The organism is Halomarina rubra, assembly GCF_023699475.1.
Lineage (GTDB): Archaea > Halobacteriota > Halobacteria > Halobacteriales > Haloarculaceae > Halomarina > Halomarina rubra.
In genome coordinates this window covers 116,773-140,422 of the sequence record NZ_JALXFV010000005.1, presented here as the reverse complement: position 1 = coordinate 140,422, position 23,650 = coordinate 116,773, and the positions used below count along the sequence as shown (strand labels likewise).

Genomic DNA, 23,650 nt, shown 5'->3' with positions numbered 1-23,650 from the left:
GTCTGTATGACGCGAAAAGACGCTATCGGTCGTCGTTCGTATCTCGCTGCGGTCGGTGCGGGTGCCGTCGCGGGACTGGCTGGCTGTCTCGGTGAACCGTCCGAAGGGACCGAATCGCCCGGCGAGGGCGGTGGCGGAACCGGCGGCAACGAGACCGACGGGGCCGGTACCGGCAACGAGACGGAGATGGGGAACGAGACGGACATGGGCAACGAGACCGACGGCGGCACCGCGAGCGGCGAGGAGCAGGCAATCGTCGCCGGCACCGCCCCCGGCTTCCCGCCGTTCGAGATCAAGGAGGGCGAGGAGCTGACCGGGTTCGACGTCGAACTGCTCGAAGCTATCATCAGCGCCGCTCCGGGCTACACGCTGGAGGGCTGGCAGGAGTTCGAGTTCGACTCGCTCATCCCCGCGCTCACCGGCGGCAACATCGACGTCATCGCCGCGGCGATGACCATCACCGAGGAGCGCCAGCAGACCATCGCGTTCACCGACCCGTACTACGAGGCCGACCAGTCCATCCTCGTCCGGGCGGGCGGTGACTTCCAGCCGGGGCAACTCGGCGACCTGGAGGGCCAGGCCGTCGGTGCACAGAACGGCACCACCGGCGAGCAGGTCGTCCGGGAGGAGCTGAGCGACGTGAACTACAACGGCTACGGGAGCTACGTGCTCGCCGTGACCGACCTGGAGAACGGCAACATCGACGCCGTCGTGCTCGACAAGCCGGTCGCCGAGACGTTCGCCGCCCAGCGCGACGTCGAGGTGGCGTTCACCTACGAGACCGGTGAGGAGTACGGCTTCGGCATCCGGCAGGACGCCAGCGACCTCCAGAGCGCGCTCAACCAGGGGCTCGCGACGGTCCAGGAGGACGGCACCTACGAGGAACTGCGCAACGAGTGGTTCAGCGAGGCGTAGATGGTTCTCTCGCTGGCGTCTCCGCCCGCGCTCGACGCGGTCGACTGGGTGGCGCTCGCCCAGTTCGAGTCCGGCGACTGGGCGTTCGTCCGTGAACAGCTGCCGTACCTGGCTCGCGGGTTCGTCGTCACGCTGCTGTTGACGCTGACGAGCATCGTGCTCGGCTTCCTCGCGGGCTTCCCGATGGGGGCCATCGAGGTGTACGGCCGCGGCCCGCTCCGCTCGTTCGTCTACGGCGCGGGCGTCGTCCTCCGGGCGATTCCCATCGTCGTCATCCTCGTGTTCATGTTCTTCGTCGCGCCCATCCCGCTCCCGGGGGGGCAGTTCGCGTTCGACGTGCCGCGGGTCGGCTCGGTCTCGTTCGGCCGGAGCGCGTTCCTCGCGGCGACGGTCGGTCTCGGCCTCCGCTCGGCGGCCTACCAGGCACAGATCTTCCGCGGGGCGCTCCAGAGCGTCAGCGGCGGCCAGATGGAGGCCGCCCGCTCCGTCGGGATGAGTCGGCTCCAAGGCATCCGACACGTCGTCCTGCCACAGGCGTTGCGGCGGTCGATTCCCGGGTTCCAGAACGAGTTCACCATCGTCCTCAAGGACACCAGCATCGCGTTCGCCATCGGACTCACCGAACTGTTCGCGCGGGCGGACAACCTGTTCACCCAGCGGACGACGGCGACGCTCGAACTGTTCCTGTTCATCAGCCTCGTCTACTTCATCATGACCTTCGTCACCAACCGTTCGCTCGACTACCTCGGCGACTACTACGCGATTCCCGGGGGTGACCGATGAGCGACCAGCACTCCGGGACGGCCGACGGCACCGACACGAGCGCCGCTACCGCCAGCGGTACCGAGGCGAGCGACACAGACACCGCCTCGGCGGACGCTGCCACCGCGGGGGCCGCCTCGCAACCGTTGTTGCGCGTCGAGGACCTCCAGAAGTCCTACGGCGACGAGACGGTGCTCCGGGGCATCAGCTTCGACCTCGACAAACGTGACGTGGAGGTCATCATCGGCCCCTCGGGGTCCGGCAAGTCGACGATGCTGCGCTGTGTCAACCGCCTCACCGAGTTCCAGGGCGGGGCCATCTACCTCGACGGCGAGTCGGTGATGGCGATGAACGACAACGACCTGCGCCGCCGGGTCGGGATGGTGTTCCAGGACATCAACCTGTTCGCCCACCTCACCGCCCTGCAGAACGTCACGCTCGGGCTTCGGAAGGTCCGCGGGATGGGCAAGGAGGCGGCCCGCGAGAAGGCGATGGACCAACTCGACCGGGTCGGCCTCGCTAGCCAGGCCGACTCCTACCCCGCCGAACTCTCGGGCGGGCAGAAACAGCGCGTCGGCATCGCTCGCGCGCTGGCGATGGACCCCGAACTGCTCCTGTTCGACGAACCGACGAGCGCGCTCGACCCCGAACTCGTCGGGGAGGTGCTGGAGGTGATGCGTGACCTCGCGGAGGGCGGGATGACGATGCTCGTCGTCACCCACGAGATGGGGTTCGCCCGCCGTGCCGCGTCGTCGCTGATGTTCCTCGACGAGGGGCGCATCGTCGAACGCGGGCCGCCGGAACAGCTGTTCGACGACCCCGAACACGACCGCACGGCCGAGTTCCTCCAGCGGCTGACCACCATCTCCGAGGAGGTATGAGCGGGGAGCGTTCGACGGCCCGGACCACGCTCGCCCGCGCCGGCGAGGGGCTCCCGACGGGTCGGTCTGTCGGCCTCGCCATCGGCGCGCTGTTCTGGGCGTGGCTCGTCGTCCGGTGGGTCACCATCTGGGCGGGCTACTCGGAGCCGTTCTTCCCCGTCGCGTTCTTCGAGGGTCTCGCGACCGGCTTCGAGAACGACGCGCTCGTGATGCAACAGAACACGGGAGCGCTCGCACCGGTGCTCGACTTCGTCGCGGGGTTCTGGTTCCTCTTCTCGGACGTCGCCTCGTTCGTCGCGTTCGCCGTCGAGTACCTCCCGACGCTCGCGGAAGGGGCGTGGCTGACGGTCGTCCTCACCGTCGCGGGCATCGCCTTCGGGCTGGTCATCGCCGTCCCGCTCAGCGTCGCCCGGGTTTACGGCGGCGTCGTCACGCGGAGCCTCGCGCTGGTGTACATCGAACTCATCCGCGGGACGCCGCTGCTCGCCCAACTGTTCGTCATCTACTACGGGCTGAACATGTCCCAGTACTTCCGTGGGGTCAGCTCCGGGCTGCTCCCCACGACGGCCGTCTGGGTCGCCATCGTCGGGTTCACCATCAACTCCGCGGCCTACCAGGCGGAGTACATCCGCTCGGCGCTCGAGTCGGTCGAGTCGGGCCAACTGACCGCGGCGCGCGCCATCGGGCTCTCGCGGATCGACGGCATCCGACACGTCGTACTCCCGCAGGGGCTTCGCTACGCGATTCCGGGCTGGACGAACGAACTCGTCTACCTCATCAAGTACTCCTCGCTGGCGGCGTTCATCACCGTCGTCGAACTGTTCGAGTCGGGCCGGGACATCGCCGGCCAGACGTTCCAGTACCTGAACATCTACGCGCTGCTCGCGCTGTTCTACCTCGCGCTCGTCCTCTCGGCGACGCTGTTCATGGGCTGGGTCGAGGACCGCGTCGCGATTCCCGGACTCGGCGTCCGCGACGGCCGGGAGTAGTTTCCCCGTTCGAGACCCGCCCGTTCTCGCACCCGGCTCAGAACTCGGTGACGACCTCGACGCCGACCGTCTCGTAGTCGGTCATCGCGGCGAGTCGCTCGGGAACCTCCTCCAGCGACACCTCCCGGGTCACGAGCGCGCCGGGGTCGAGGTGGCCGCCGGTCACCAGCGCCAGCACCTCCTCGTAGCGCGTCGGCGGCATCCCGCGCGCACCGAGCACCGACAGCTCTCGGCCCGCGATGGCGTCGGTCGGCAGCGGAATCTCGCCGCGCTCGTCGTCGCCGGTCAGTCCGACCTGGAGGTAGCGTCCGGCCCGCCGCAGTCCGTCGAGCGCGTCACGGGCGGTCACCTCGCTGCCGAGCGCGTCCATCGCGACGTGGGCCCCGCCACCAGTCGCCTCGCGGACGGCGGTCGCCGTGGCTTCGACTGCGCTCGCGTCGACGGTCACGTCCGCGCCCAGTTCGGCGGCCTTCGTCAGTGGCGCTTCGCGCACGTCGACGGCGACGACGCGAGCACCGAGGGCGCGGGCGACCTGCACCGCCGAGAGGCCGACGCCGCCACAGCCGTGGACGGCCAGCCACTCGCCCGCGCCGAGGTGGGCGCGGTGTTCGAGCGCGTGATACGCCGTGACGTAGCGACAGCCGAGTGCGGCCATCGCGGTCGGGGAGACGCCGTCGGGGAGCGCGAGGAGGTTGTAGTCGGCCGCCGGGACGGCGACGAACTCCGCGAACGCACCCGGTGCGTCGGCCTCGAAGCCGAGTGCGGTGCCGTCCGGACAGACGTTGCCCCGCCCCGAGAGACAGTACGAGCAGGTGCCGTCGCCGAGGCAGAACGGGACGGCGACGCGGTCGCCGACGGCGACGGTCTCGACGTCCGGGCCCGCCTCGACCACCCGACCGGCGGGTTCGTGCCCGAGGACCTGCCCGCGCGGCACGCGGTCGTCGACCCAGTCGCCGTGGCCCTGCCAGGCGTGCCAGTCCGAGCGACAGATGCCACACGCCTCGACAGCCACGACGACGCCGTCGGGCGGTGCAGCGGGACGCTCGCGCTCTTCGATTTCGAGTGGCTCTCCGTACTCCCGGACGACGGCGGCGCGCATACGCCGACTTCGGTCGGGGGCGGGTTAACTGTCGGCGCGGTGCGTTCGCGTCCCGGAACTGCTACAACGGGGGACTCGTTCGGTTCGGCCATGCCCGGCCCCGTCTTCGCCCGCGACGGCGACCTGACGCTCCGCACCGTCGAACGCGACGACCTCGAGTTCCTCCAGCGCTGGCAGAACGCACCCGAACTCCGCGACGCACTCGGATTCACGACCCCCGCGACCGCCGACGAGGTCGAACAGCAGTACGAGCAGTGGACCGTCGAGGCCGACCAGGACCTGAACGTCCTCGTGTGTCTCGAACACGGCGACGTGCCGCGTGGGCCGCTCGACCCGGCGAGTGACGTCCCGGTCGAACCCATCGGCAACGTCGCGCTGTTCGACGTCGAGTACGACCGCGGCGAACTCGCGTACTGGCTGGTTCCCGACCACCACGGGATGGGCTACGCCACCCGCGCCGTCTCGATGGTCCTCGACCACGCCTTCGACACGCTCGCGCTCCACAAGGTCGTCGCGAAGGTGTTCGACTACAACGACGCCTCCCAGGGTCTCCTGGAGTCGCTGGGGTTCACCCGCGAGGGGCAGTTCCGCGAGCACGTCTTCCGGTTCGGAGAGTACCACGACGAACACCACTTCGGCCTGCTCGCCCGCGAGTGGCGCGAACGGTGAGACGGTCGTCGTCGAGTCGGTGGTCGGACCAAGAGCGTGAGTAGAACAAAACGATACTCGTCGGGTTCCGAACGGTTCTACCGTTCGAACACTGGGTCTTCTCGACGGTCCAGGTCCCCCCTGAGCAGTAGTCCCACGTCCTCGGAGAGGTTCGGGCCACTCAGTAGTTTCGTGAGTATCATCACCACACCCGACAGAGCGACGACGGCGAGTGCGAAGGACATCGGCACCATGGACAGTACGTCGAGTCCACCAGCGACCAACGGCCCACCGACCGTCACAGCACCTCGAACGAGCGACCTCATCGGTGGGTGACCGAAGAGTGCCCCAGCAGTTGCAGCGTTCAGAACCACGAGTACGGACCCGGCGATTCCCACGAGACCGAGCAGCCCGACCGTTCGGACGATTCCGCCGAAGATGTGCTCGTCTCGTTCGTAGTACTCCGCTGGGTGGAGTATGTCCGCGAGTATCCCGGTTAGCAAGAACAGTCCCGGTATCGCGAGGACGCCGAACGCCCCGAGGGTGGCCGGATTGTCTTCGGCGACTCCTGCAACGACGCCAAAGAGGCCGATGATAGAGAGCGGGACGGTCGTCCCCAACCCTCGAAGGTGGATGGGGTATATCTTCACGAGGGTTCGTTCTCTCACCGAGCGTATAAGGGTTCGTCGAGCCACCGAGTAGCCACCCTGGTCGACCCGTAGCGTACCCCTGTCGCACGGTGTACTTCGGGTGGCACGCGTCGTGGAATCGACTGATGCGGGTCGACTGGTCAGTAGAAGTCGGCGAGGCCGGACTGCTGGTCGTCGCTCCCACCTTCTTCACTCGCGTCCGATTCGTCCGTCTCCGCTTCCTCCGCCGTCTCGCTCTCGCCGACTTCCTCGGTCTCCGCGTCCAGTTCCTCCTCGGCGTCCTCGCTGTCGAACTCTCCGCCCGCGAACGCGCCACCGGAGTGCTCGACGGCGGCCTCCTCGCGCAGTGTCTGGGCGTCCTCGACGATGGACTTGACCTTGTTGGTGTCCTTCCCGCTCCCGGTGACGAACGCGACGTGTTCGGCCTCCAGGTCGTACGTCGCCGTCATCAGCACGGTCAACTCGCGGTTCTTGCAGTGGTGGGTCATCGTCGCGAGGTACGGGAGCACCTGCTTGCGCGCCGTCGCCATCGACATCCCGCCGACCTCGGCGATGTGGCGGGCGACGTAGTCGCGTCTGTCGCGGGCGGCCCGCGAACTGCCAAGTTTGCGCCAGTAGCTCGGTGGCCCGTAGCGCGTCCACCCGCCTTTCTGCCCCGAGCGCGAGGCCGCCACGCCGGCGGTCATGTTGTCGCTCGCGTAGCGCCAGAACGAGTAGTTCTGGGTCGCTCGGACCCGCCCCAGCCAGCGGTCGGCGTTCGCGAGGAAGCCGTAGGCGTCGGCCAACTCCGCGCCGTGGTAGTCCTTCGGGACGTTGTCCTCGAGCCAGTTGATCATGTCGTCGGGCGTCTCGTCGACGTCGTAGGAGAACTTCAGCGCGCCTTCGGCGTCCTGTTCTTTGAACACCGCGTCGAGCAACTGGAAGATGCCTTCCGTCTTGTCGCGACCGCCCGCAGTGACGTCCTCTTTCGTTATCTTACTCCGGCCTTCGGCCGTCGCCTGGAGGTCCTTGACCGCCCCGCGGAGGTCACCCGAGTTCGCCTCCGCGATGGCCTCCAGCGCGTCGGGGTCGTACTGGAGCTCTTCCTTCCGACAGATGTCGCGGAGGACGGGGACGATAGAGCGCGCCGAGACGTCCCGGAACTCGACGTCCTCACACGCCTTCCGCAGGCCGTTGGACATGTCGTAGAACTCGTTGGCGATGAGGACCATCGGCTGTTCGGCCTCCTTGACGAGCTTCGTGATGGCCCCCGACCCGCCGCGGTCGGCGTTGCCGTGGATGTTGTCCGCTTCGTCGAGGATGATGAGTTGTCGGCCGGTCCCGGAGAGCGACTGGTTCATCGCCGCGCCGCCGGCGTACTGTTCGATGTCGGCTTTGGTGCGCTGGTCGCTCGCGTTCAACTCGATGGTCGGCCAGCCCATGTCGTTGGCGAGCGCGTGGGCGGCGCTGGTCTTCCCGACGCCCGGCGACCCGTGGAGGATGACGGCGTCGCGGTGGTCGTCCCACGACTTCGCCCACTGGTGGAGCGCCTTGCGGGCCTTGTCGTTGCCACGGACCTCCGCCAACGTCGTCGGGCGGTACGTCTCCGTCCAGTCAGCCATTACCGAACCGAGGTCGGAGTAGCGGGTAATGGTTTCGGAGCGCGCGTCCCGGCCGACCACTCGCGCTCAGGCCGTCGGACCGGCGTCCGACTCGTGGGGCCACGACTCCTCGGTGTAGGCCATCTCCCAGAACGCGTGTTCGAGTTCGCTACAGCGGAGGAACGCCGCCTCCATCTCGTCGTGGAGCGAGGGGTGGGCGGTCGCCTGCCGGTCGACGAGTGTGCGCATCGTCGCGACGGACTCGCGGAACGGGTCGCTCGTGTACTTCTCGACGAACGGTGTGTAGCGGTGGTCCTCGTCCGCGAGGTTCGCCATGTGCTCGGCGACGTCGAGGTAGCCCTGCCCGCAGGGGTAGACTGCGGCGACGCCGACGGACAGCGGCCGCTCGCGGGCCGTCCGGAGCAGGTAGTTCGTGTACGCCTCGCAGGTCGGGGTCTTCCCGACGCTCGCGAGGTCCGCGCCCGTCAGGCCGTAGTCCGCGGCGAACGACCGGTGGAGGTCCATCTCCTCGGCGACGACGGCGTTCGCCACCGCGAAGCAGTGGGCCATCGTCGCCTCGTCGCGCGCTTTCGTCCCGAGGACGGCGAACGTCCGCGCGTAGTCGAGCAGGTAGCGGTAGTCCTGTTCGAGCCACGTCCGGAACGCCGCCTCGTCGAGCGTGCCGGCAGCGAGTTCCGTCACGAACGGGTGTCGTTTCTGTGCGTCCCACAAGTTCGTCCCCACGTCGAGCAGGTGGTCGCTGAACGCCATCGTCTCGACGAACGTCGCGCGGCGGTTATATATCTGGCTACTACCACTGGGTTGTAGCTGGTGGTGTCAACGCTCGCGAGCTTTTTCCTCGTGGCGCGCTACCGTCGACCATGGAGTACAACCGTGCGGTCGAACTGGACGACGAGGCGGTCGCGACGTTCCTCGGGACCGGGGGAACCGGCGTCGCGTCGTTCGCCCGCGGTGCGGACGTCTCGCCTCACTCGATTCCGGTGTCTTACGGGTTCGACGCCGCGACCGGTCACCTGTTCTTCCGGTTCGCGTTCGGTCCCGACAGCGCGAAACGCGACGTCGTCGCCGCCGGCACGCCGGTGTCGTTCGTCACGTACGGCGACGAGGACGGGCGGTGGCACAGCGTCGTCGCGACCGGTCGCCTGGAGGCCGTCGAGGACGTCGACGTCGCGGAGGGCGTCCTGGAGTCGCTTCGCCGGGTCGACATCCCGATGGTCGACGCCTTCGAGACTGACCCGCGGACGCTCACGTTCGGCTTCTTCCGTCTCGACCCGGAGACACTGACGGGCCGGACCGAAGCCCAGAGCGACGACTGACTCGCGCCGTACGTCACTCGATGTCACGGCCAGCGAACGCTTTTTGAACCGTCTGTCGTCGGTCGAGGTACGACGATGTTCCCCGAACGGATCGAGACCGACCGCCTCCGCCTCGAACGACTGACGACCGACGACCTCTGGAGCCTCTACGAACACGCTCGCGCCGACGCCCCCGACGTCGACGAGGTGACGCGATACGTGAGTTGGGAGCCACACGAGACGCCGAAGGTGACCCACGAGTTCCTCTCGATGGTCGAGACCCAGTGGGCCGACCGCGAGGGCGCGACCTACGTCGTCCGGACGCGCGAGGGCGAACCGCTCGCCGGCGAGTTCGGCGGGACGACCGGTCTCGGCGTCGACTGGGACCGACGTCTCGGCACGCTCGGTCTCTGGCTCCGGAAACCGCTGTGGGGCCGCGGCTACTCCGGTGAACGAGCGGGCGCGCTGCTCGCGCTGGCGTTCGACCGCCTCGATCTGGAGGTCGTCGCCGTCAACCACGACCCCGAGAACGACGCCTCGCGTCGCGCCATCGAGAAGTACGTCGACCGCTTCGGCGGCCGCCGGGAGGGTCACCTCCGCAACGACATCCGGTTCCCCGACGGCACCGTCCGGGACTCGGTGCGCTACACCGTCGCCCGCGAGGAGTGGCGCGAGGCGGTCGGCGACGACCACGGCGTCACGTTCGGTGAGCGGGCGTAGGGGGACCATCGAGGAGGCGTCCGACGGGGTCCGGTCCGGCGCACACGCTACCACGCCCCCTTCACCGGCCCGACAGTTGGCCACTAGCTTGATACGCGCCGATTGCATCGCGTGGTGTATGTCCCAGCGAGCGTCGTCCCGGAGCGCGTCGGACCGTCGTGTGGGGTCGGTGGCCGCGGGCGGTGCCGCCGCCGGCGTCGTGGCGTGGCTGCTCGGCTACGCCGTCACCTTCCTTGCCGCCGGCGACCAGGTCGAGCAGTCGCTCGCCGACCTCAACTCCATCGTGGGCTTCGTCGGCGGGAGCGAGGTGCCCACGTGGAAGGCCATCTCGTGGCTCTACCTGAACGCCCACATGGCCGTCATCCGCGTCACGGGCCTGCCCGGCGGGTCGCGGAGCTACGACATCATCGCCGAGAGCGACAGCGCGAACGCGCCGTTGCTGTACGTCCTCCCGCCGCTCGCCATCCTGCTCGTCACCGTCGCCGTCGTCGCCATCGCGGGCGCGAGAGACGTGGTGTCGGGGGCCGTCGGCGGAGCGGCCGTCGTCGTCGGCTACTTCCTCGTCACCGGCGTCGTCGCGCTCCTCTCCGCGCACTCGTTCGGTGGCAGCGTGACCGTCGCCGTCGCGCTCGTCCCCGCGCTCCTCCTCGCGGGGTTCGCCTACCCGCTGGTCTGTGGGTCGGTCGGCGGCGCGCTCGTCGGTCTGGTCCGCTCGTGAGGTCGCCGGAGCGCGCCTCGTCGCGTACTCCTCACGCGTCGTCGAGGTCGAGCGCGACCATCCCGGCCCACGGCTCGAAGCCGTAGCGCTCGTACACCCGCGCGGCCCGCCCGTTCTCGGGGTCGACGTCCAGCACGAGTCGCTCCAGCGGGAGGTCCTGACTCCGTGCGTGGGCGACCGCTCGGTCGAGCAGCGTGTCGGCCAGGCCGCTCCCTCGGTGGGCGGGCGCGAGGAACAGTTCGTTGAGCACGGCGGCGTCCCAGACGTACGCGAACGCCGCCGGGAGGACGAACACGTACCCCACCAACTCTTCGTCCGCCTCGACGACGGTGATGCAGTCGGGGTCCCGCGCCACGCAGTCGCCGACCCACCCGCGATAGCCCGCCCGGTACTCCTCGGTGAGCTTCGCGTCGTAGCTCTCCGACTTCGCCTCGTTCGCACTCCCCAACTCCCGCTCGAAGGCGGCTTTCAGCTCCCACAGGCCGGCCCAGTCGCGCTCGTGGTCGTAGGTCCGAACCGTCGCGTCGGTCATAGCCCCGCTACTCGCGAGGGGTGGAAAACCCGACCGGTCCACCGCGGGAAGCGCGACACCGACGTCGGTGCGTCAGCGTCGGCCGCTCCGCCGCCGCTCGACGGCCTTCCCGGCGAGCACCACACCCGAGGTGAGCACGAGCAGCAGTTGCCACCCCGACTGGGCGATGGGGAAGATACGTTCGACGTCGTCGGGTTCGGCCCCGCGACTCGGGTCGATGCCGGTGTTGACGTGGACCTTCTCGGTCGACCCGCGCTGGCCGGCGTCGACCACGCGTCCGCCGCCGCCCTCCCCACCGCTTCCGCTGGCCGCCTCCGCGGGCGTGGGGTCGAGGTTCACCTCCACGAACGTCTGGACCCACCCCTTCGTCGAGGAGTACTGGAGTCGTCCCGAAATCTCGTAGAACTGGTCGTGGAGGGGGTAGAAGGGGTTCGCACCGCCGCCGGTGAACAGGTCGAGACCGATGCCAGCGAACGCGTAGACGACGACACAGACCCACGCGAGGTGGACGCCGCGGGCACCGTACCGTCCCGCGAGCCACGACCGTTCGCGGCGGCGCGTGTCGACGTAGAGCACCGTCCCCGCGACGAGCGGAATCAACAGCGTGTGCAACAGCGCTCGGTGGGTGCCGGGGACGAGGAAGCCGCCGAACGCGTCGAGGTCCGGAATCACCGGCACGAGGAGGACGAGCGCGACGGAGCGCCGGTCGAACTCCTCGCCGAGCAGTGCCGCCCCCACCAGCCCCGCGAGCGCCACGTGGACGACGAGTGATGGCATACCACACCGTTCGAGGTGTGTGTAATGGGTGTTGTGGCGCGGTGACCGACCGGACGGGTGTGGTGGCCGCGACGGATGTCACACTACCGACGGCGATAACTGCCGGGTCGACGAACCCGTCTCTCGTATGGAACTCGTCGAGGCCACCGCGGACGACCTACCGACGCTCGCCCGACTCTGGTACGCGCTGGCGACGGCGATGGAGCCGTACGCCGAGGTGAACGCCGTCGCCTACCCCGACGCCGAGGCGGTCCCCGAGGACGGGTTCCGCCGACATCTCGCGGCCGACGACACCACCTACTACCTCCTCCGGGAGGGCGAGGAGACCGTGGGCTTCCTGTTGGTCCGTCGCGGCGAGCACGCCTCGCGGGTCCACTCCGAGTACCTCCGCATCGTCGACCTGTTCGTCCGCGAGGGGTGGCGTGACCGCGGCTACGGCTCGACGACCGTCGAGCGCGTGCGAGCGATGGCTCGCGAGGACGGCGTCGACTACCTGAAGGTCGCCTGCGAGTGGCACAACGAGGACGCTCGTCGGTTCTACGAGAGTAGCGGCTTCGAAGAGAAACGGGTCGAGTACGTCCAGCGACTGGAGTGACGGTGCGCGGCGCGTCACGACGCGCCGTCGGAACGAACGCGCCGTAGGTGGGCGTCCGGCTTACAGCTCGTTGAGCTTCCGCAGGAGCTGGCCCTTGTACTCCTCGTCGCTGCGCATCCCCTTCATCTCGATGACGTTGCGTTCGAGCTTGTCGAGGGCGACGCGGAACGCCGACTCCGCGCCGTAGCCCTCGCCGCTGCCGGCGACCTGGCCGTGGGTCGTCCGGAGGCGAATCTGGCTCTGGATGAGCGGGGTGCCACGGAGCTTCTCGCGGTGCTGGTGGAAGCGCACGTGGGCGTGCTGGACGCTCATCTCCTGGTACTTCTGGGCGACCTGCTCGATGGACTGGCGGATGTCGTCGCGCGTGATGGTGTCGAGCACCTCGACGTTCGTGATCTGGACGTCCATGTGCTCCTCCTCGGTGTAGGTGAGCGCGCGCAGCACGTCGGTCTTGGTCAGGATGCCCGCCACGAGCGAGTCGTCGTACTCGGGGGTGACGACGAGCCCGGCGTAGTCGTACTCGAACATGAGTTCGACGGCGTCCTGCACCGAGTCCTCGAGGTCGATGGTGATGACCGGGCTGGACATCTCGTCGTAGACGGGCAGGTCGAGGATGCGCTCGATGTCGCCCGCGCGGTCGCCCTGGGTCGCCTTGTCCATGTTCCGGACGGCCACGTCGACGATGTCGTGGGTGGTCACCATCCCGGTCAGCTTCCCGTCCTCGTTGACGACGGGCAGTCGCGAGACGCTGTTCTCCCGGAGGAGGTTGATGACGCGACCGATGTGGGTGTCTTCGGTGACACTGACGACGTTGTCGGTGTAGATCTGGTCGACGGTCAGCACGTCGAGGTTGTCGATGACGGCGTGGAGGATGGCGTCGGCGTCGATGATGCCCCAGAGGTCGCCGGCTTCGAACACCGGTGCGACCTTGGTGTCGCCCTCGACGAGCATCCGGGCGACATCGCGCACGTCCGCGTCACGTTCGATCTTGGGAGCGGACTTCACCATCGCGCCGGCCTTGGTGTCGTCTTCGATGTGCGACTGTAACAACTGCTGCTGGGTGATGACCCCGGCGTAGTCGCCGTCGTTGGTGACGATGACGCCCTTCGGGTTCTCCCGCTCGAACAGCGAGCGAACCTTCGAGAGGCGCTGGTCAGCGTCGACCTCGACGAACTCCTGGGTCGCGATATCTGCGATGTCCATTGTGCTCTCTCAGTGGTGTTCACCACCCGCGATTATGAAGCTAGGCCGCCATCGTGGCAAGGCCACAGGACTATCCCGTCAGCGAGCCTTCGTGTTCCATGGACATCACGGTGTTCGGCCCCTACACCTACCTCGTCACCGAGGTGTTGTGGGCCGCCGTCGCGGTGGCGTTCGTCACCTACGCCGACGCGTGGCGGGCGGCCGCCCGGACGACGCTCGTGCTCTACCCGTTCGCGTACGTCTGGGACTGGTACACCCTCGAAGTCGGCGTGTTCGAGATACCGCTCAGAACGGGCGTCGAACTGCTCGGCATCCCCATCGAGGAGCACGTGTTCATGCTGCTGGTCCCGACGATGGTCGTCGGTGTCCACGAGACGCTCAGGAAACGGGACCTGACGCGACGACAGTCGGCGGCCGACGCGGAGTCGCGCGTCTCCTGACCGCCCGCATCGGCGCTCACTCTCGGGTCGAGACGACGGGGTCGTCGGCGGCGAGACCGTCTTCGTTCGCTGCGGCGAGACCGAGGACGCTGTCGACGAGACCGGCGTGGGCGAACGCCAGCGGGTAGTTCCCGCGGTGGCCGTCGTCCATCGGGTCGATCTCCTCGGCGAACAGTCCCAGCGAGGAGCCGCGCGCGAGAATCGCGTCCAGCATCCGCCGGGCGGCCTCCTGGCGACCCGCCGCCGCCATCGCGTCGACCAGCCAGAACGTACAGAGGACGAACGCGTGGTCCCGTCCGGGGAGGCCGTCCGGCCCCTCGTAGCGCTGGACGAGACCGTCGTCGACGACGAGGCGGTCGAAGACGGCGTCGATGGTCCCTTGCACGCGCGGGTCGTCCGCCGGCAGGAACCCGACGAGCGGGATGCGTAGACACGCCGCGTCGAGCGCCTGGTCGGCCTCGAACGACCGGACGAACGCGTTCTCCGCCTCGCGGAAGCCCTCCTCGCAGACCGTCTCGTGGATGGTGTCGCGGGTCCGTCGCCAGTGGTCGGGGACGGGGTCGCCCCGCGTCGCCGCGAGTTCGATACCGCGGTCGACGGCCGCCCAGCACATCACCTTCGAGTGGACGAACTGCTCGGGGTTGCTGCGGACCTCCCAGATGCCGTAGTCCGGCTGGTCCCAGACCGCACAGACGTGTTCGACGACGCGGCGAAGCTGGGTCCACTCCGTGTCGGTGAGCGACACGCCGGCGGCGACGAGTTCGCTCGCGCTCAACAGCAACTCGCCGTAGACGTCCAGTTGCTTCTGGTCGTAGGCGGCGTTGCCGACGCGGACCGGCGCGGAGTCGCGGTACCCCGAGAGGTGCGCCAGGGTCCGTTCGGTGGTCCGGTCGGTGCTCGCGTCGTCACCGTCGAGCGCCGCGAGGTCGTACAGCGGGTGGAACAGCACCTCGTCGTTCGCGGGGCCATGCTCTCGGAGGTAGTCGAGCCACCAGTTCAGGTTCGCACGCGCGGCGACCGTCCCGCCCAGACGGGCCAGCGACCGGGCGACGATGGAGGAGTCGCGCACCCAGTGGAACCGGTAGTCCCAGTTCCTGACGCCGCCGACGTCCTCGGGCAGAGAGGTCGTCGGTGCGGCCGCGATGGCTCCCGACTCCGCGTTCGACAGCAGTCGCATCGTCACCGCCGAGCGGACCAGCAGGTCGCGGTGTTCGCCCTCGACGTTGGCGAGGCCGTCGACCCAGCCACGCCAGTGGGTCGTCGTCGCGTCCAGCACCCGTCGGCAGTCCTCGCGGGTGGGTCGGGGGCTGTCGCCCGCGGTCAGGACGAACCAGCGCGACTCCCCTTCGGCCAACGTCACCGTCCCCGTCGCGCCGTCGTTCTCGCCGTCGCGGGCGACGTCGAGGCGGGCGTCGGTCCAGAGCGTCAGCGTCTGGTCGCCGCCGCTCACCCGGTAGCCGACGATACCGCCGTCGGGGACTCGCCCGTCGGCGCTTCGGGACTCCGAGACGCTCTCGACGGTGGTCGGCGTCCCCGCGAAGTCGAACCGGGGGTGGAACGCGACGTGCAGGCTCTCCTCGTCCTCGGTACAGGTGACCCGTCGGACGAGCGACCGAGCGGTGACCGTCTCGGGAAGTTCGACGTCCCGCGGCGGCATGAAGTCGGTCAGTTCCAGCGTCCCGTCGTGACCTCGGAACGTCGTCCGGAGGACTGGCGTGTCATCGAGGTACGCGTGCCCGGACTCGAAGTCGCCGACCGGACAGAGGCTGAACCACCCCCCGGCGTCGATGTCGAGGATACGGGCGAAGACGCTCGACGAATACAGGTTCGGGAACGGTAACCAGTCGACGGCTCCGTCGGGGCCGACGAGAGCGCACGTCTCCCGGTTGCCGACGACGCCGTAGGATTCGATCGAACGGTACTCCATTGCACTCACTACAGCGTGGGCAAGCAAAGGACTGTTCGTTCGATGCGTCGGTTCGCGTCACCGGCCCGCGGCGAGCGCGACCGCGTCGCTGTCGGGTGGTGTCGGACGAAGTGGTGCCAGCCCGCCGAGGGAACTGGCACCCACGGGGTGGACTGCGACTGGGAACTCGCTCGGCCCCGTCGGTCGGAGGTGCGTCATCCGCCTGAGCACGCGGAGGACGGGCCATTCGTTCGACCGCCTCGAGTTTCGATGACGCGCCTCGATATCACCGAGCCGCCATGTTCACTTATAGGTTACTTTAGCGTCATTCGTTGTCCGAACAGCTGTGAATTTGTATATCTTTGGTGGTTATAATCGGACAAAATTGGTCGAAAAGTGAACGACTCCCGATTCGGTAGAGGTGCCGTACAGAGGGTCGTTCAGGTCGGCCTGCAGGGTGCGCTCCTCGTACCACGTTATCGGCCGCGTAGCCAGGAGACAAACCCTGCGCCTTGTTCCTTGACACTGAGGTATGTGCGCAGTCGCTGGAGGAACAACAGTACGAACGGGACGACGAGAAGGCCGCCGACCAGTCGCTCAGTCATCTCGATCGTCACGCCGATTCCGTCTGACGGCCTCGTCGTGGGGACACCCACCTCTTGTCCCACTGCCACGAACAGCGAGCGGGCTGCTTCGGCCAGTCCGGACGGGTCCAGGTCCTGAACGATGGAGTACGGGCCGTCGAGGAGTACGCCGAGGCTGAACAGCCAGAGCGCTGGAAGCTCGTTCAAGGGGGTCGCTCTCGGATAGCCGACGAGGGAGTACAGGACGAGGAACGCGACGGAAACCACCGCGACGACCGGAACTAACAGAATCGGCCGTTCGCCCAGAACCATCGCGGCGTTGGTCAGTTCGAGCGTCCAGCGATTCCTCGCGTCGGTCAGTTTTGCGTGTTCGATTCTCGCCCGTTGTTCGGCGAGGTAGTGCTTCTCGCGTCGAGCATCCTCGACTCGACCACTCCGCATGAGCAACGAGTGGACGATTCGATGTGTCGAAGCCGACTGCAACCATCGTTCGGCCTGCTCGGCTTCTCCGAGACCTATCCACGGGTCGGTTTCGGGGTAGTGAACCGATACGTCGGTCGCCGCATCGACGAGCGTCTCGCCGAACTCGGCGGCGTGAATCGTAGCGTCGTCGAACCGTGTGCGGCGGCAGTTCGCCGTCGAGAACGAGGCATTCTGCGCGTCCGCTCCGGTGAACGTCGTCTCGAAGAGCGTCGCTCCGGTGAAGTCGGCCCGGCGAAGTGACGCGTCCGTGAAGTCGACACGCGTGAGGTCCGCGTCCGTGAAGTTCGCTCGGTCGAGTCGGGCCTTCGCAAACGAATCGGCTCGGAAGAGACCACCGCTGAAGTCCGCCAGTTCGAAGTTCGCTCGGTGGGTATCTGCGACCTGTACCCTGCCCGTGTGGTCTGCACGTCGGAACCGCGCCCCGGTGACACGAGACTCCCGGAAATCTGTCCAGCGGAGTTTCGCGCCGGATAAGTCGACCCCGTCGAGGTTCTGGTACGAGAGCCGTGCCCACGACAGGTCCGCCTCCGAGAAATCCGTCCCCGCCAGTCCCGTCTGCCAGAGGTCGCCTCCCCTGAGATTCGCCTGCCAGAACGACGTCTTCGAGAGATCGGCCTTCCACATGCTCGCTCGCTTGAGGTTGGCCTTTGCGAACTCCGCCCCTTCGAGGGTCGCCTTCCGAAACGTCGCGAACCGTAGCTCCGCCCGCCAGAAGTCGGTGTTCTCGAACGACGACTTGCTCATGTCGGTGTTCACACCGGTCGCATAGGCGAACGACGACTCGTCGAACGTCGCCTCTCGGAGTATCGTGTCGTCGAGAGTCGCGTACCGAAAGGTCGCTCCCGTCGCATCCGCCTCCACGAGGTAGGCCCTCGTGAGATCTGCACTTTCGAAATCCGCTCGGTCCAGCGTCGCCTGGTGGAAGTCTGCGGTGTGTAACTTGGCCCCGGTAAGCGTCGCGTCCGAGAAATCAACGCCCCACAACCTCGCGTTACAGAAGTCTGCCTCGACGAGACTACAGTCGGCGAACGAGACGTTGGTGTCGAACGAGACACCTCGGAGAACGGCTCCGTCGAGTCTCTCTGGCAGCTCACTCCGCGAAGCGAGGAGTTCGCTGGCCGGCTTCTGTTCCTCGTCTGCATGCCACACACAGTGGCCGGTGTCGTTCCACTTCGGCCGACGACAGATCAGTACGGCCGAATCAGTCCCCGGTGACCAGTTCTCGTCGTCGAGTGGCCTCCCGTCGTCGGCGGTCACGTAACCACACTCACCGGCCGGCAAGGACGAGTCTTCGATACTCTGCGTTGCAGTTCCCATCTCCTATCTCTCACTGGTAGTCCAGTAGGAACTGTAGGGTGCTGGACACGATATCCCTGTCCTCACCGCTCACGGACGGTCCGAACCCCGAGGGATTCTCGTCATCGCGGGGTAGTCAACCCGTCTCTCGAGTTCGTTGCGCGCTCCTCCTCACGAGAGAGTACGAACCGTGGCTGGAGAGTCGAACGATGGTCGCGTCCCCTCGGTCCGAACTAGCGCAGTCGACGCTCGGAGTACCGGCCCGTTCTCCCGAGAACGACGTGAGAAGTGGGTTGGGGCAGATTTGAACCCCGGTCGGACGTGCTCACTTCGCTGCGCGCGACCTCCCTGGTTCAAATCTGGTACTCCATTTCGACGGCGAGCCTCCTCGCTCCGCTCGTCGTGTAACGCCGTCGAAAAGTGGGTTGGGGCAGATTTGAACTGCCGACCTCCTCCATGTCAAGGAGGTGTCATAACCAGCCTAGACCACCAACCCTCGCATTATCGAGTATCCCGCGATGGTACTTGAACCTTTCCGAACGCTCCGACGGTGCTTCCCCGTCCCGTGGGACGGTTTCACGCCAGCGCGCCGCCCGAATCCGTCCCCGAACCGACGACAACAGGGTTAAGTCGGTGTACACAGTTGTACATCATAAGCCAACTACGCTCATCTACCAACCATGATGAACTACATCGAGCGCGTCACGGACGGCGCGGACCTGACCCAGGCGGAAGCGCGCGAAGCGTCGACGGCGGTGTTCGACGGGGCGAGCGAGGCCCAGATCGGTGCGTTGCTGACGGCGCTGCGCGCGAAAGGCGAGACCGAGACGGAGATCGCCGGGTTCGCCGAGGGGATGCGCGACGCCGCGCGGACCATCGACCCCGACCGGACGCCGCTGGTCGACACCTGCGGGACGGGCGGCGACGACTACGACACGATCAACGTCTCGACGACCAGCGCCGTCGTCGCCGCGGGCGCGGGTATCGCCGTCGCCAAACACGGCAACTACTCGGTCTCCTCGAACTCCGGGAGCGCGGACGTGCTCGACGAGGTGGGCGTCGACGTGGCCGCCGAACCGCCGGCCGTCGAACGCGCCATCGAGGAGCGCGGCATCGGGTTCATGCTCGCGCCGGTGTTCCACCCGGCGATGGAGGCCGTCATCGGTCCGCGACGCGAACTCGGGATTCGCACGGTGTTCAACGTCCTCGGGCCGCTGACGAACCCCGCCGGGGCGGACGCGCAGGTCGTGGGCGTCTACGACCCCGACCTCGTCCCCGTGCTCGCGCGTGCGCTCGCGAACCTCCCCGTCGAGCGGGCACTCGTCGTCCACGGCGACGGGATGGACGAGATCTGCCTCCACGGCGAGACGGTCGCCGCCGAGGTCCGCGGTGACGACATCGAGGAGTTCACCGTCACGCCCGCCGACCTCGGACTCGACAGCGCGCCGGTCTCCGCCGTCGCGGGTGGCACCCCCGCAGAGAACGCCGCCGACCTGCGTGGCATCGTCACCGGCGAGGTGACCGGCCCCAAGCGAGACATCATCCTCGCGAACGCCGGAGCGGCCATCTACGTCGCGGGCGAGGCCGAGACGCTCGCCGACGCCGTCGACCGCGCCCGCGAGGCCATCGACTCGGGGGCGGCCGCCGAGAAACTCGACGCTCTGTGTGGCGTCACGGTCTCCGCGTAGATGACGCGCGCCAAACTCTGTGGCATCACGTGAGCGGGCGAACGCGACGCGGCCGTCGCCGCCGGCGCGGACGCGCTCGGGTTCGTCGTCGACGTCCCCGTCGACACGCCACGCGAACTCGCTCCCGACGCGGCGGCCACGCTCGTCGAGGACGTCCCGCCGTTCGTCACGACGGTGCTGGTGACGATGCCCGACGGTCCCGCCGAGGCGGCCACACTGGCCGACCGCGTAGGGACGGACGTCGTCCAGGTCCACGGTCTCGACCCCGCCGCGGTGTCGGACCTCGCGGCGACCACCGACGCCCGGGTCGTCGCCGCGACGGACCTCGCGGGCGACCACGCCGCCTACGCCACCGCGGCCGACGCCGTCCTCGTGGACTCGACGGACGCCGACGGCGCGGGCGGCACCGGCGAGACACACGACTGGTCGCGTACCCGAGAGCTGGTTGAGACGCTCGACGCACCCGTCGTGCTCGCGGGTGGGTTGACCCCCGAGAACGTCGCCGAAGCCGTCACGACGGTCGGTCCGTTCGCCGTAGACGTCGCCAGCGGCATCGAGGCGGCCCCCGGCGAGAAGGACGCCGACGCGATGGCGAGGTTCGTTCGCCGCGTTCGGAGGGTCGACTCGTGAGTGGCTCTGCCGACCGGGCGCTCGACTGCTCGCGCGAGCGCTTTCGCGAACAGGTCGACGGCGACGACGAGGGACGAGCGGTCGTTCACGCGACGGCCACTCTCGACGTGGCCGTCGAACCCCTGACCGCGTACGCGACGCTCCGCGACGCGGCGACGACCGACTACGGCTTCCTGCTGGAGAGTGCCGAGAAGGTCGCCTCCTCCGACCCGAACGGCGCGTTCGCGCCGTCAGCGGACCTCGCCGAGACGACCGACGCCGAGGCCGAGCGCCACGCCCGCTACTCGTACGTCTGTGTCGACCCGGCGGCGGTGGCGACGGTGGGTCACGCGAACCGGGCGGGACCAGAGGTCCCGCTGGAGACCGGCGACGCTGCCGGTGACGAACGTGAGGGTGACCGTGGACCGGCGAGCGGTGTCGAGGTGTTCGACGACCGCTACGCCGACCTCGCGCTCGACGACGGCCCGGAGGCGGACTCGCTGGACGAACTCCGCGGGGCGCTCCCGGACGTGCCGACCCGCGGGTTCCCCGAGGGCGACCGCCAGCGACTCACCGGCGGGCTGGTCGGGTTTCTCGCCTACGAGGCCGTCTACGACCTCCACCTCGCGGAGGTGGGCGTCGACCGCCCGGACACCGACACGCCCGACGCGCAGTTCGTGCTGGCCGACCGCGTACTGGCGTTCGACCACGCGACCGACACGCTCGAACTCGTGTTCACGCCGCTCGTGGCTCCCGACGAGGACGCCGACGCACTGTACGACGCACTGGTCGCCGAGGCCGCGCGCGTCGAGGCCGTCCTGACCGACGCGACGCCGCCCGAGTTGGGCGGGTTCGTCCGGACCGACGAACGCGCGGGAGCACGGGACGACTACGAGGAGGCCGTCCGTGCCGCCAAGGAGCATGTCCTCGACGGCGACATCTATCAGGCGGTCGTCTCCCGGGAACGGGAGCTGACGGGGGAAATCGACCCGCTCGGGCTGTACGCCTCCCTGCGCGAGGTCAACCCCTCGCCGTACATGTTCGCACTCGACTTCGGCGAGCGCCGTCTGGTCGGGGCGAGTCCCGAGACGCTCGTCTCGGTCGGCGGCGACCGCGTCGTCGCAAACCCCATCGCCGGCACCTGTCCCAGGGGGGCGTCGCCCGTCGAGGACCGCCGCCTCGCCGGCGAGTTGCTCGCCGACGAGAAGGAGCGTGCCGAACACACGATGCTCGTCGACCTCGCGCGCAACGACGTGCGTGTCGTCTCGGAGCAGGGGAGCGTCCGCGTCGAGGAGTTCATGAACGTCCTGAAGTACAGCCACGTCCAGCACATCGAGTCGACCGTGACGGGGACACTCGCGCCGGAGTGTGATGCCTTCGACGCGACCCGCGCGTCGTTCCCCGCCGGGACGCTCTCGGGCGCGCCGAAGGTGCGGGCGATGGAACTCGTCGACGAGCTAGAGGACACCCCACGGGGGCTGTACGGCGGCGGCGTCGGCTACTACTCCTGGACCGGCGACGCCGACGTCGCCATCGTCATCCGCTCGGCGACGGTCGAGGAGTGCGACGAGGGCGAGCGCGTGACCGTCCGGGCAGGCGCGGGCATCGTCGCCGACTCCGACCCCGCCAGCGAGTACGAGGAGACCGAATCGAAGATGCGGGGCGTGCTCGCCGCGCTGGAGGCCATCGAGGAGACCGACGTCGTCCTCGACGACGGGTCGGACGGTCCCGACCGGTCGGACGACCCCGACGCGCCGGAGGTGTCGCAGTGAGCGAACCGAGTCACCGACCCGCAGCGCCCGGTGTGAGCGTCGTCGACCGCCCGCGCGTGCTGTTCGTCGACAACTTCGACTCGTTCACGTACAACCTCGTGGAGTACGTGGGCGACTACGCCGACACCGAGGTCGTCCGCAACACCGCCTCGCTCGCCGACGTGCGCGACTACGACCCCGACGCCGTCGTGCTCTCGCCGGGGCCGGGTCACCCCGAGAACGCCCGCGACGTGGGCGTGACGATGGCCGTCCTGCGAGAAGTGAGTCCCGAGGTGCCGACGCTCGGGGTCTGCCTCGGTCTCGAAGCGGCCGTCTACGCCTACGGCGGGAGCGTCGGCCGTGCGCCGGACCCGGTCCACGGGAAGGCCCACGCCGTCGACCACGACGGCGAGGGCGTGTTCGCGGACCTCCCTTCCCCGCTGCGCGCGGGGCGGTACCACTCGCTCGTGGCGACCGACGTCCCCGACTGCTTCACGGTGAGCGCGCGCACCGACGACGGTCTCGTGATGGGTGTGCGCCACCGCGAGTTTCCCATCGAGTGCGTCCAGTTCCACCCCGAGAGCGTGCTCACCGAACGCGGACACGACGTGGTGGCGAACTTCCTGCGACTGGCGACGGCGTGACGTCGGCTGAGTGAGGCGTTACGAAGGCTCAGCAGGTCGACGCGACCACGTAGTAGTCGTACTCCTCGAAGCGGACGATGACCGGACTACCCCACCGGTCGGGCAGGTCGTCGCCGAGGTCGGTACTCCCGTCTTCTCGCGCCTTCTGGAACTCCGTCTGTCGCTCTGGTGCGAGGGCGGTGTAGTTCACCGTTCGGTCGACGCGGGTCTGTTGCTCCTGGCTCGCTACGTCGACGGTCAGACCGTACCCGCACTCCTGGAAGGAGCGTTCCGTGTGTGTCGTCTCACCGGTCGACGGGGTGGGTGTCGCCGCTCCGGTCGTCGTGTCGGTCGTGGTGGATGCTGGCGTCGCCGTCGGTGTCTCGGTCGTCGTATCGGTACCGGTCGGTGGTCCCGACAGACACCCACCGAGCACGGCGAGGACGACGAGTCCTGCGACGAGGAGGGCTGTCGTTCGCATACTCGAAGCTATCCCCGTAGTGATAGATGTCTTGTGGAGGGTCAAACAGCCGTCGAACGGTGCGCGGCTACAGGAGCGCGACGGCCTGTGGCATCCCGGCGACCCACAGGACACCGAAGACGACGAGGGCGAGGAGGGCGACCTTCCAGACGACACGCAGGACCAGTCGAGCGACGAACAGGACGACGACCAACCCTACCAGCGCGACGAGAAGGTCGGGGGCGACGACCTGTCCGACCGACGAGACGACCATGGTACCTCATCGCTCACGAGGGCGATAAAACCGTCGGCCTCTCCAGTGTGATCGTCTGTCGAACACCCTCTCTCTTCGACTCGAAAGGCGTCGCAGGCGCACGGTTCTCGTGACCACGTCGCACTTTCACTGCGGTCCGGCAACCATTATA

Annotated in this window: 24 protein-coding genes, 1 tRNA gene and 1 pseudogene; 14 read left to right on the top strand and 12 right to left on the bottom strand. The window is 68.2% G+C overall.

Translation table 11 applies throughout. The features are described from left to right. Positions 1–6 precede the first annotated feature (6 nt). The 4 genes from M1L36_RS10495 to M1L36_RS10480 are packed head-to-tail and all read left to right on the top strand — an operon-like array spanning position 7 to position 3,547. On the top strand, positions 7–915 hold the full coding sequence (locus M1L36_RS10495) for a basic amino acid ABC transporter substrate-binding protein (RefSeq protein WP_250873687.1): 909 nt from the start codon (positions 7–9) through the stop codon (positions 913–915). Beyond that, positions 916–1,698, top strand: a complete 783-nt coding sequence (locus tag M1L36_RS10490; RefSeq protein ID WP_250873686.1) for an amino acid ABC transporter permease — start codon at positions 916–918, stop codon at positions 1,696–1,698. Further along, complete coding sequence (locus tag M1L36_RS10485) at positions 1,695–2,558, top strand: amino acid ABC transporter ATP-binding protein (RefSeq protein ID WP_305794461.1); 864 nt, start codon at positions 1,695–1,697, stop codon at positions 2,556–2,558. Before M1L36_RS10490 ends, M1L36_RS10485 begins: the two co-directional genes overlap by 4 nt. Beyond that, positions 2,555–3,547 carry an amino acid ABC transporter permease gene (locus M1L36_RS10480; protein WP_250873685.1) on the top strand — a complete coding sequence of 331 codons (993 nt, stop codon included), beginning with the start codon at positions 2,555–2,557 and terminating at the stop codon, positions 3,545–3,547. Before M1L36_RS10485 ends, M1L36_RS10480 begins: the two co-directional genes overlap by 4 nt. Before the next feature lie 37 nt (positions 3,548–3,584). Here the strand turns inward: M1L36_RS10480 and M1L36_RS10475 are convergent, their stop codons facing one another. After that, the gene (locus tag M1L36_RS10475; RefSeq protein WP_250873684.1) at positions 3,585–4,646 is read right to left on the bottom strand and encodes a zinc-dependent alcohol dehydrogenase family protein; all 1,062 of its coding nucleotides are present in this window, start codon (positions 4,644–4,646) and stop codon (positions 3,585–3,587) included. 90 nt (positions 4,647–4,736) lie between these two features. On the opposite strand from M1L36_RS10475, the gene M1L36_RS10470 reads away from it, so the two are divergent. Next, positions 4,737–5,315: a GNAT family N-acetyltransferase gene (locus tag M1L36_RS10470; RefSeq protein WP_250873683.1), complete on the top strand. Its 579-nt coding sequence runs from the start codon at positions 4,737–4,739 to the stop codon at positions 5,313–5,315. 77 nt (positions 5,316–5,392) lie between these two features. Here the strand turns inward: M1L36_RS10470 and M1L36_RS10465 are convergent, their stop codons facing one another. From M1L36_RS10465 to tenA, 3 genes are all read right to left on the bottom strand, one after another. After that, on the bottom strand, positions 5,393–5,944 hold the full coding sequence (locus M1L36_RS10465; RefSeq protein WP_250873682.1) for a hypothetical protein: 552 nt from the start codon (positions 5,942–5,944) through the stop codon (positions 5,393–5,395). Positions 5,945–6,084: 140 nt separating this feature from the next. Then, entirely contained in the window at positions 6,085–7,545 is a 1,461-nt protein-coding gene (locus M1L36_RS10460) for a replication factor C large subunit (protein WP_250873681.1), read from the bottom strand. Between the two features lie 66 nt (positions 7,546–7,611). Then, entirely contained in the window at positions 7,612–8,295 is a 684-nt protein-coding gene (tenA, locus tag M1L36_RS10455; RefSeq protein WP_250873680.1) for a thiaminase II, read from the bottom strand. Between the two features lie 110 nt (positions 8,296–8,405). Here tenA and M1L36_RS10450 point away from each other — a divergent pair, with 110 nt between their 5' ends. The 3 genes from M1L36_RS10450 (at position 8,406) to M1L36_RS10440 (ending at position 10,278) form a co-directional block, all read left to right on the top strand. Further along, positions 8,406–8,861, top strand: coding sequence for a pyridoxamine 5'-phosphate oxidase family protein (locus M1L36_RS10450; RefSeq protein WP_250873679.1), 456 nt, complete (start codon positions 8,406–8,408; stop codon positions 8,859–8,861). A 75-nt stretch (positions 8,862–8,936) separates the two neighbouring features. Beyond that, positions 8,937–9,560: a GNAT family N-acetyltransferase gene (locus M1L36_RS10445; RefSeq protein WP_250873678.1), complete on the top strand. Its 624-nt coding sequence runs from the start codon at positions 8,937–8,939 to the stop codon at positions 9,558–9,560. A 118-nt stretch (positions 9,561–9,678) separates the two neighbouring features. Further along, positions 9,679–10,278, top strand: coding sequence for a DUF7978 family protein (locus tag M1L36_RS10440; protein ID WP_250873677.1), 600 nt, complete (start codon positions 9,679–9,681; stop codon positions 10,276–10,278). Positions 10,279–10,309: 31 nt separating this feature from the next. Here the strand turns inward: M1L36_RS10440 and M1L36_RS10435 are convergent, their stop codons facing one another. Further along, complete coding sequence (locus M1L36_RS10435; RefSeq protein ID WP_250873676.1) at positions 10,310–10,810, bottom strand: GNAT family N-acetyltransferase; 501 nt, start codon at positions 10,808–10,810, stop codon at positions 10,310–10,312. Between the two features lie 72 nt (positions 10,811–10,882). Then, positions 10,883–11,587 carry a metal-dependent hydrolase gene (locus tag M1L36_RS10430; protein ID WP_250873675.1) on the bottom strand — a complete coding sequence of 235 codons (705 nt, stop codon included), beginning with the start codon at positions 11,585–11,587 and terminating at the stop codon, positions 10,883–10,885. A gap of 127 nt (positions 11,588–11,714) precedes the next feature. On the opposite strand from M1L36_RS10430, the gene M1L36_RS10425 reads away from it, so the two are divergent. Next, positions 11,715–12,182, top strand: coding sequence for a GNAT family N-acetyltransferase (locus M1L36_RS10425; protein WP_250873674.1), 468 nt, complete (start codon positions 11,715–11,717; stop codon positions 12,180–12,182). A 60-nt stretch (positions 12,183–12,242) separates the two neighbouring features. On the opposite strand, the gene M1L36_RS10420 is transcribed toward M1L36_RS10425, so the two are convergent. Continuing rightward, the gene (locus M1L36_RS10420; protein ID WP_250873673.1) at positions 12,243–13,385 is read right to left on the bottom strand and encodes a CBS domain-containing protein; all 1,143 of its coding nucleotides are present in this window, start codon (positions 13,383–13,385) and stop codon (positions 12,243–12,245) included. A 98-nt stretch (positions 13,386–13,483) separates the two neighbouring features. Between M1L36_RS10420 and M1L36_RS10415 the strand changes: the two genes are divergently transcribed. Next, positions 13,484–13,825 carry a lycopene cyclase domain-containing protein gene (locus tag M1L36_RS10415; RefSeq protein ID WP_250873672.1) on the top strand — a complete coding sequence of 114 codons (342 nt, stop codon included), beginning with the start codon at positions 13,484–13,486 and terminating at the stop codon, positions 13,823–13,825. A 16-nt stretch (positions 13,826–13,841) separates the two neighbouring features. Here M1L36_RS10415 and M1L36_RS10410 read toward each other — a convergent pair whose 3' ends face one another. The 3 genes from M1L36_RS10410 to M1L36_RS10400 form a co-directional block, all read right to left on the bottom strand. After that, positions 13,842–15,752 (bottom strand): glycoside hydrolase family 15 protein, encoded by a 1,911-nt coding sequence (locus M1L36_RS10410; protein WP_250873671.1) that lies wholly within the window; start codon positions 15,750–15,752, stop codon positions 13,842–13,844. 455 nt (positions 15,753–16,207) lie between these two features. Further along, positions 16,208–18,055 carry a pentapeptide repeat-containing protein gene (locus tag M1L36_RS10405; RefSeq protein WP_250873670.1) on the bottom strand — a complete coding sequence of 616 codons (1,848 nt, stop codon included), beginning with the start codon at positions 18,053–18,055 and terminating at the stop codon, positions 16,208–16,210. Between the two features lie 460 nt (positions 18,056–18,515). After that, a tRNA-Val gene (locus M1L36_RS10400) sits at positions 18,516–18,590 on the bottom strand. A gap of 184 nt (positions 18,591–18,774) precedes the next feature. Between M1L36_RS10400 and trpD the strand changes: the two genes are divergently transcribed. From trpD to trpG, 4 genes and pseudogenes are all read left to right on the top strand, one after another. Next, positions 18,775–19,782 (top strand): anthranilate phosphoribosyltransferase, encoded by a 1,008-nt coding sequence (gene trpD, locus M1L36_RS10395; protein WP_250873669.1) that lies wholly within the window; start codon positions 18,775–18,777, stop codon positions 19,780–19,782. After that, positions 19,783–20,412, top strand: a pseudogene (locus M1L36_RS10390) (phosphoribosylanthranilate isomerase). Continuing rightward, the gene (trpE, locus tag M1L36_RS10385; RefSeq protein WP_250873668.1) at positions 20,409–22,163 is read left to right on the top strand and encodes an anthranilate synthase component I; all 1,755 of its coding nucleotides are present in this window, start codon (positions 20,409–20,411) and stop codon (positions 22,161–22,163) included. Before M1L36_RS10390 ends, trpE begins: the two are co-directional and overlap by 4 nt. Before the next feature lie 32 nt (positions 22,164–22,195). Beyond that, positions 22,196–22,786 (top strand): anthranilate synthase component II, encoded by a 591-nt coding sequence (gene trpG, locus M1L36_RS10380; protein ID WP_250874051.1) that lies wholly within the window; start codon positions 22,196–22,198, stop codon positions 22,784–22,786. A gap of 28 nt (positions 22,787–22,814) precedes the next feature. On the opposite strand, the gene M1L36_RS10375 is transcribed toward trpG, so the two are convergent. Both M1L36_RS10375 and M1L36_RS10370 read right to left on the bottom strand, forming a co-directional pair. After that, on the bottom strand, positions 22,815–23,246 hold the full coding sequence (locus M1L36_RS10375) for a hypothetical protein (protein WP_250873667.1): 432 nt from the start codon (positions 23,244–23,246) through the stop codon (positions 22,815–22,817). A 67-nt stretch (positions 23,247–23,313) separates the two neighbouring features. Next, complete coding sequence (locus M1L36_RS10370) at positions 23,314–23,499, bottom strand: DUF8029 family protein (RefSeq protein WP_250873666.1); 186 nt, start codon at positions 23,497–23,499, stop codon at positions 23,314–23,316. Between the last annotated feature and the right edge of the window lie 151 nt (positions 23,500–23,650).

What these genes read in the sequence shown, in the direction of transcription:
- M1L36_RS10485 (WP_305794461.1), top strand. Translation starts at nt 1,695, where the DNA reads ATGAGCGACCAGCACTCCGGGACGGCCGACGGCACCGACACGAGCGCC.
- M1L36_RS10370 (WP_250873666.1), bottom strand. Translation starts at nt 23,499, where the DNA reads ATGGTCGTCTCGTCGGTCGGACAGGTCGTCGCCCCCGACCTTCTCGTC.
- M1L36_RS10415 (WP_250873672.1), top strand. Translation starts at nt 13,484, where the DNA reads ATGGACATCACGGTGTTCGGCCCCTACACCTACCTCGTCACCGAGGTG.
- M1L36_RS10460 (WP_250873681.1), bottom strand. Translation starts at nt 7,545, where the DNA reads ATGGCTGACTGGACGGAGACGTACCGCCCGACGACGTTGGCGGAGGTC.
- M1L36_RS10425 (WP_250873674.1), top strand. Translation starts at nt 11,715, where the DNA reads ATGGAACTCGTCGAGGCCACCGCGGACGACCTACCGACGCTCGCCCGA.
- M1L36_RS10450 (WP_250873679.1), top strand. Translation starts at nt 8,406, where the DNA reads ATGGAGTACAACCGTGCGGTCGAACTGGACGACGAGGCGGTCGCGACG.
- M1L36_RS10470 (WP_250873683.1), top strand. Translation starts at nt 4,737, where the DNA reads ATGCCCGGCCCCGTCTTCGCCCGCGACGGCGACCTGACGCTCCGCACC.
- M1L36_RS10495 (WP_250873687.1), top strand. Translation starts at nt 7, where the DNA reads ATGACGCGAAAAGACGCTATCGGTCGTCGTTCGTATCTCGCTGCGGTC.
- trpD (WP_250873669.1), top strand. Translation starts at nt 18,775, where the DNA reads ATGATGAACTACATCGAGCGCGTCACGGACGGCGCGGACCTGACCCAG.
- M1L36_RS10440 (WP_250873677.1), top strand. Translation starts at nt 9,679, where the DNA reads ATGTCCCAGCGAGCGTCGTCCCGGAGCGCGTCGGACCGTCGTGTGGGG.
- M1L36_RS10430 (WP_250873675.1), bottom strand. Translation starts at nt 11,587, where the DNA reads ATGCCATCACTCGTCGTCCACGTGGCGCTCGCGGGGCTGGTGGGGGCG.
- tenA (WP_250873680.1), bottom strand. Translation starts at nt 8,295, where the DNA reads ATGGCGTTCAGCGACCACCTGCTCGACGTGGGGACGAACTTGTGGGAC.
- M1L36_RS10445 (WP_250873678.1), top strand. Translation starts at nt 8,937, where the DNA reads ATGTTCCCCGAACGGATCGAGACCGACCGCCTCCGCCTCGAACGACTG.
- M1L36_RS10420 (WP_250873673.1), bottom strand. Translation starts at nt 13,385, where the DNA reads ATGGACATCGCAGATATCGCGACCCAGGAGTTCGTCGAGGTCGACGCT.
- M1L36_RS10435 (WP_250873676.1), bottom strand. Translation starts at nt 10,810, where the DNA reads ATGACCGACGCGACGGTTCGGACCTACGACCACGAGCGCGACTGGGCC.
- M1L36_RS10375 (WP_250873667.1), bottom strand. Translation starts at nt 23,246, where the DNA reads ATGCGAACGACAGCCCTCCTCGTCGCAGGACTCGTCGTCCTCGCCGTG.
- M1L36_RS10410 (WP_250873671.1), bottom strand. Translation starts at nt 15,752, where the DNA reads ATGGAGTACCGTTCGATCGAATCCTACGGCGTCGTCGGCAACCGGGAG.
- M1L36_RS10475 (WP_250873684.1), bottom strand. Translation starts at nt 4,646, where the DNA reads ATGCGCGCCGCCGTCGTCCGGGAGTACGGAGAGCCACTCGAAATCGAA.
- M1L36_RS10490 (WP_250873686.1), top strand. Translation starts at nt 916, where the DNA reads ATGGTTCTCTCGCTGGCGTCTCCGCCCGCGCTCGACGCGGTCGACTGG.
- M1L36_RS10480 (WP_250873685.1), top strand. Translation starts at nt 2,555, where the DNA reads ATGAGCGGGGAGCGTTCGACGGCCCGGACCACGCTCGCCCGCGCCGGC.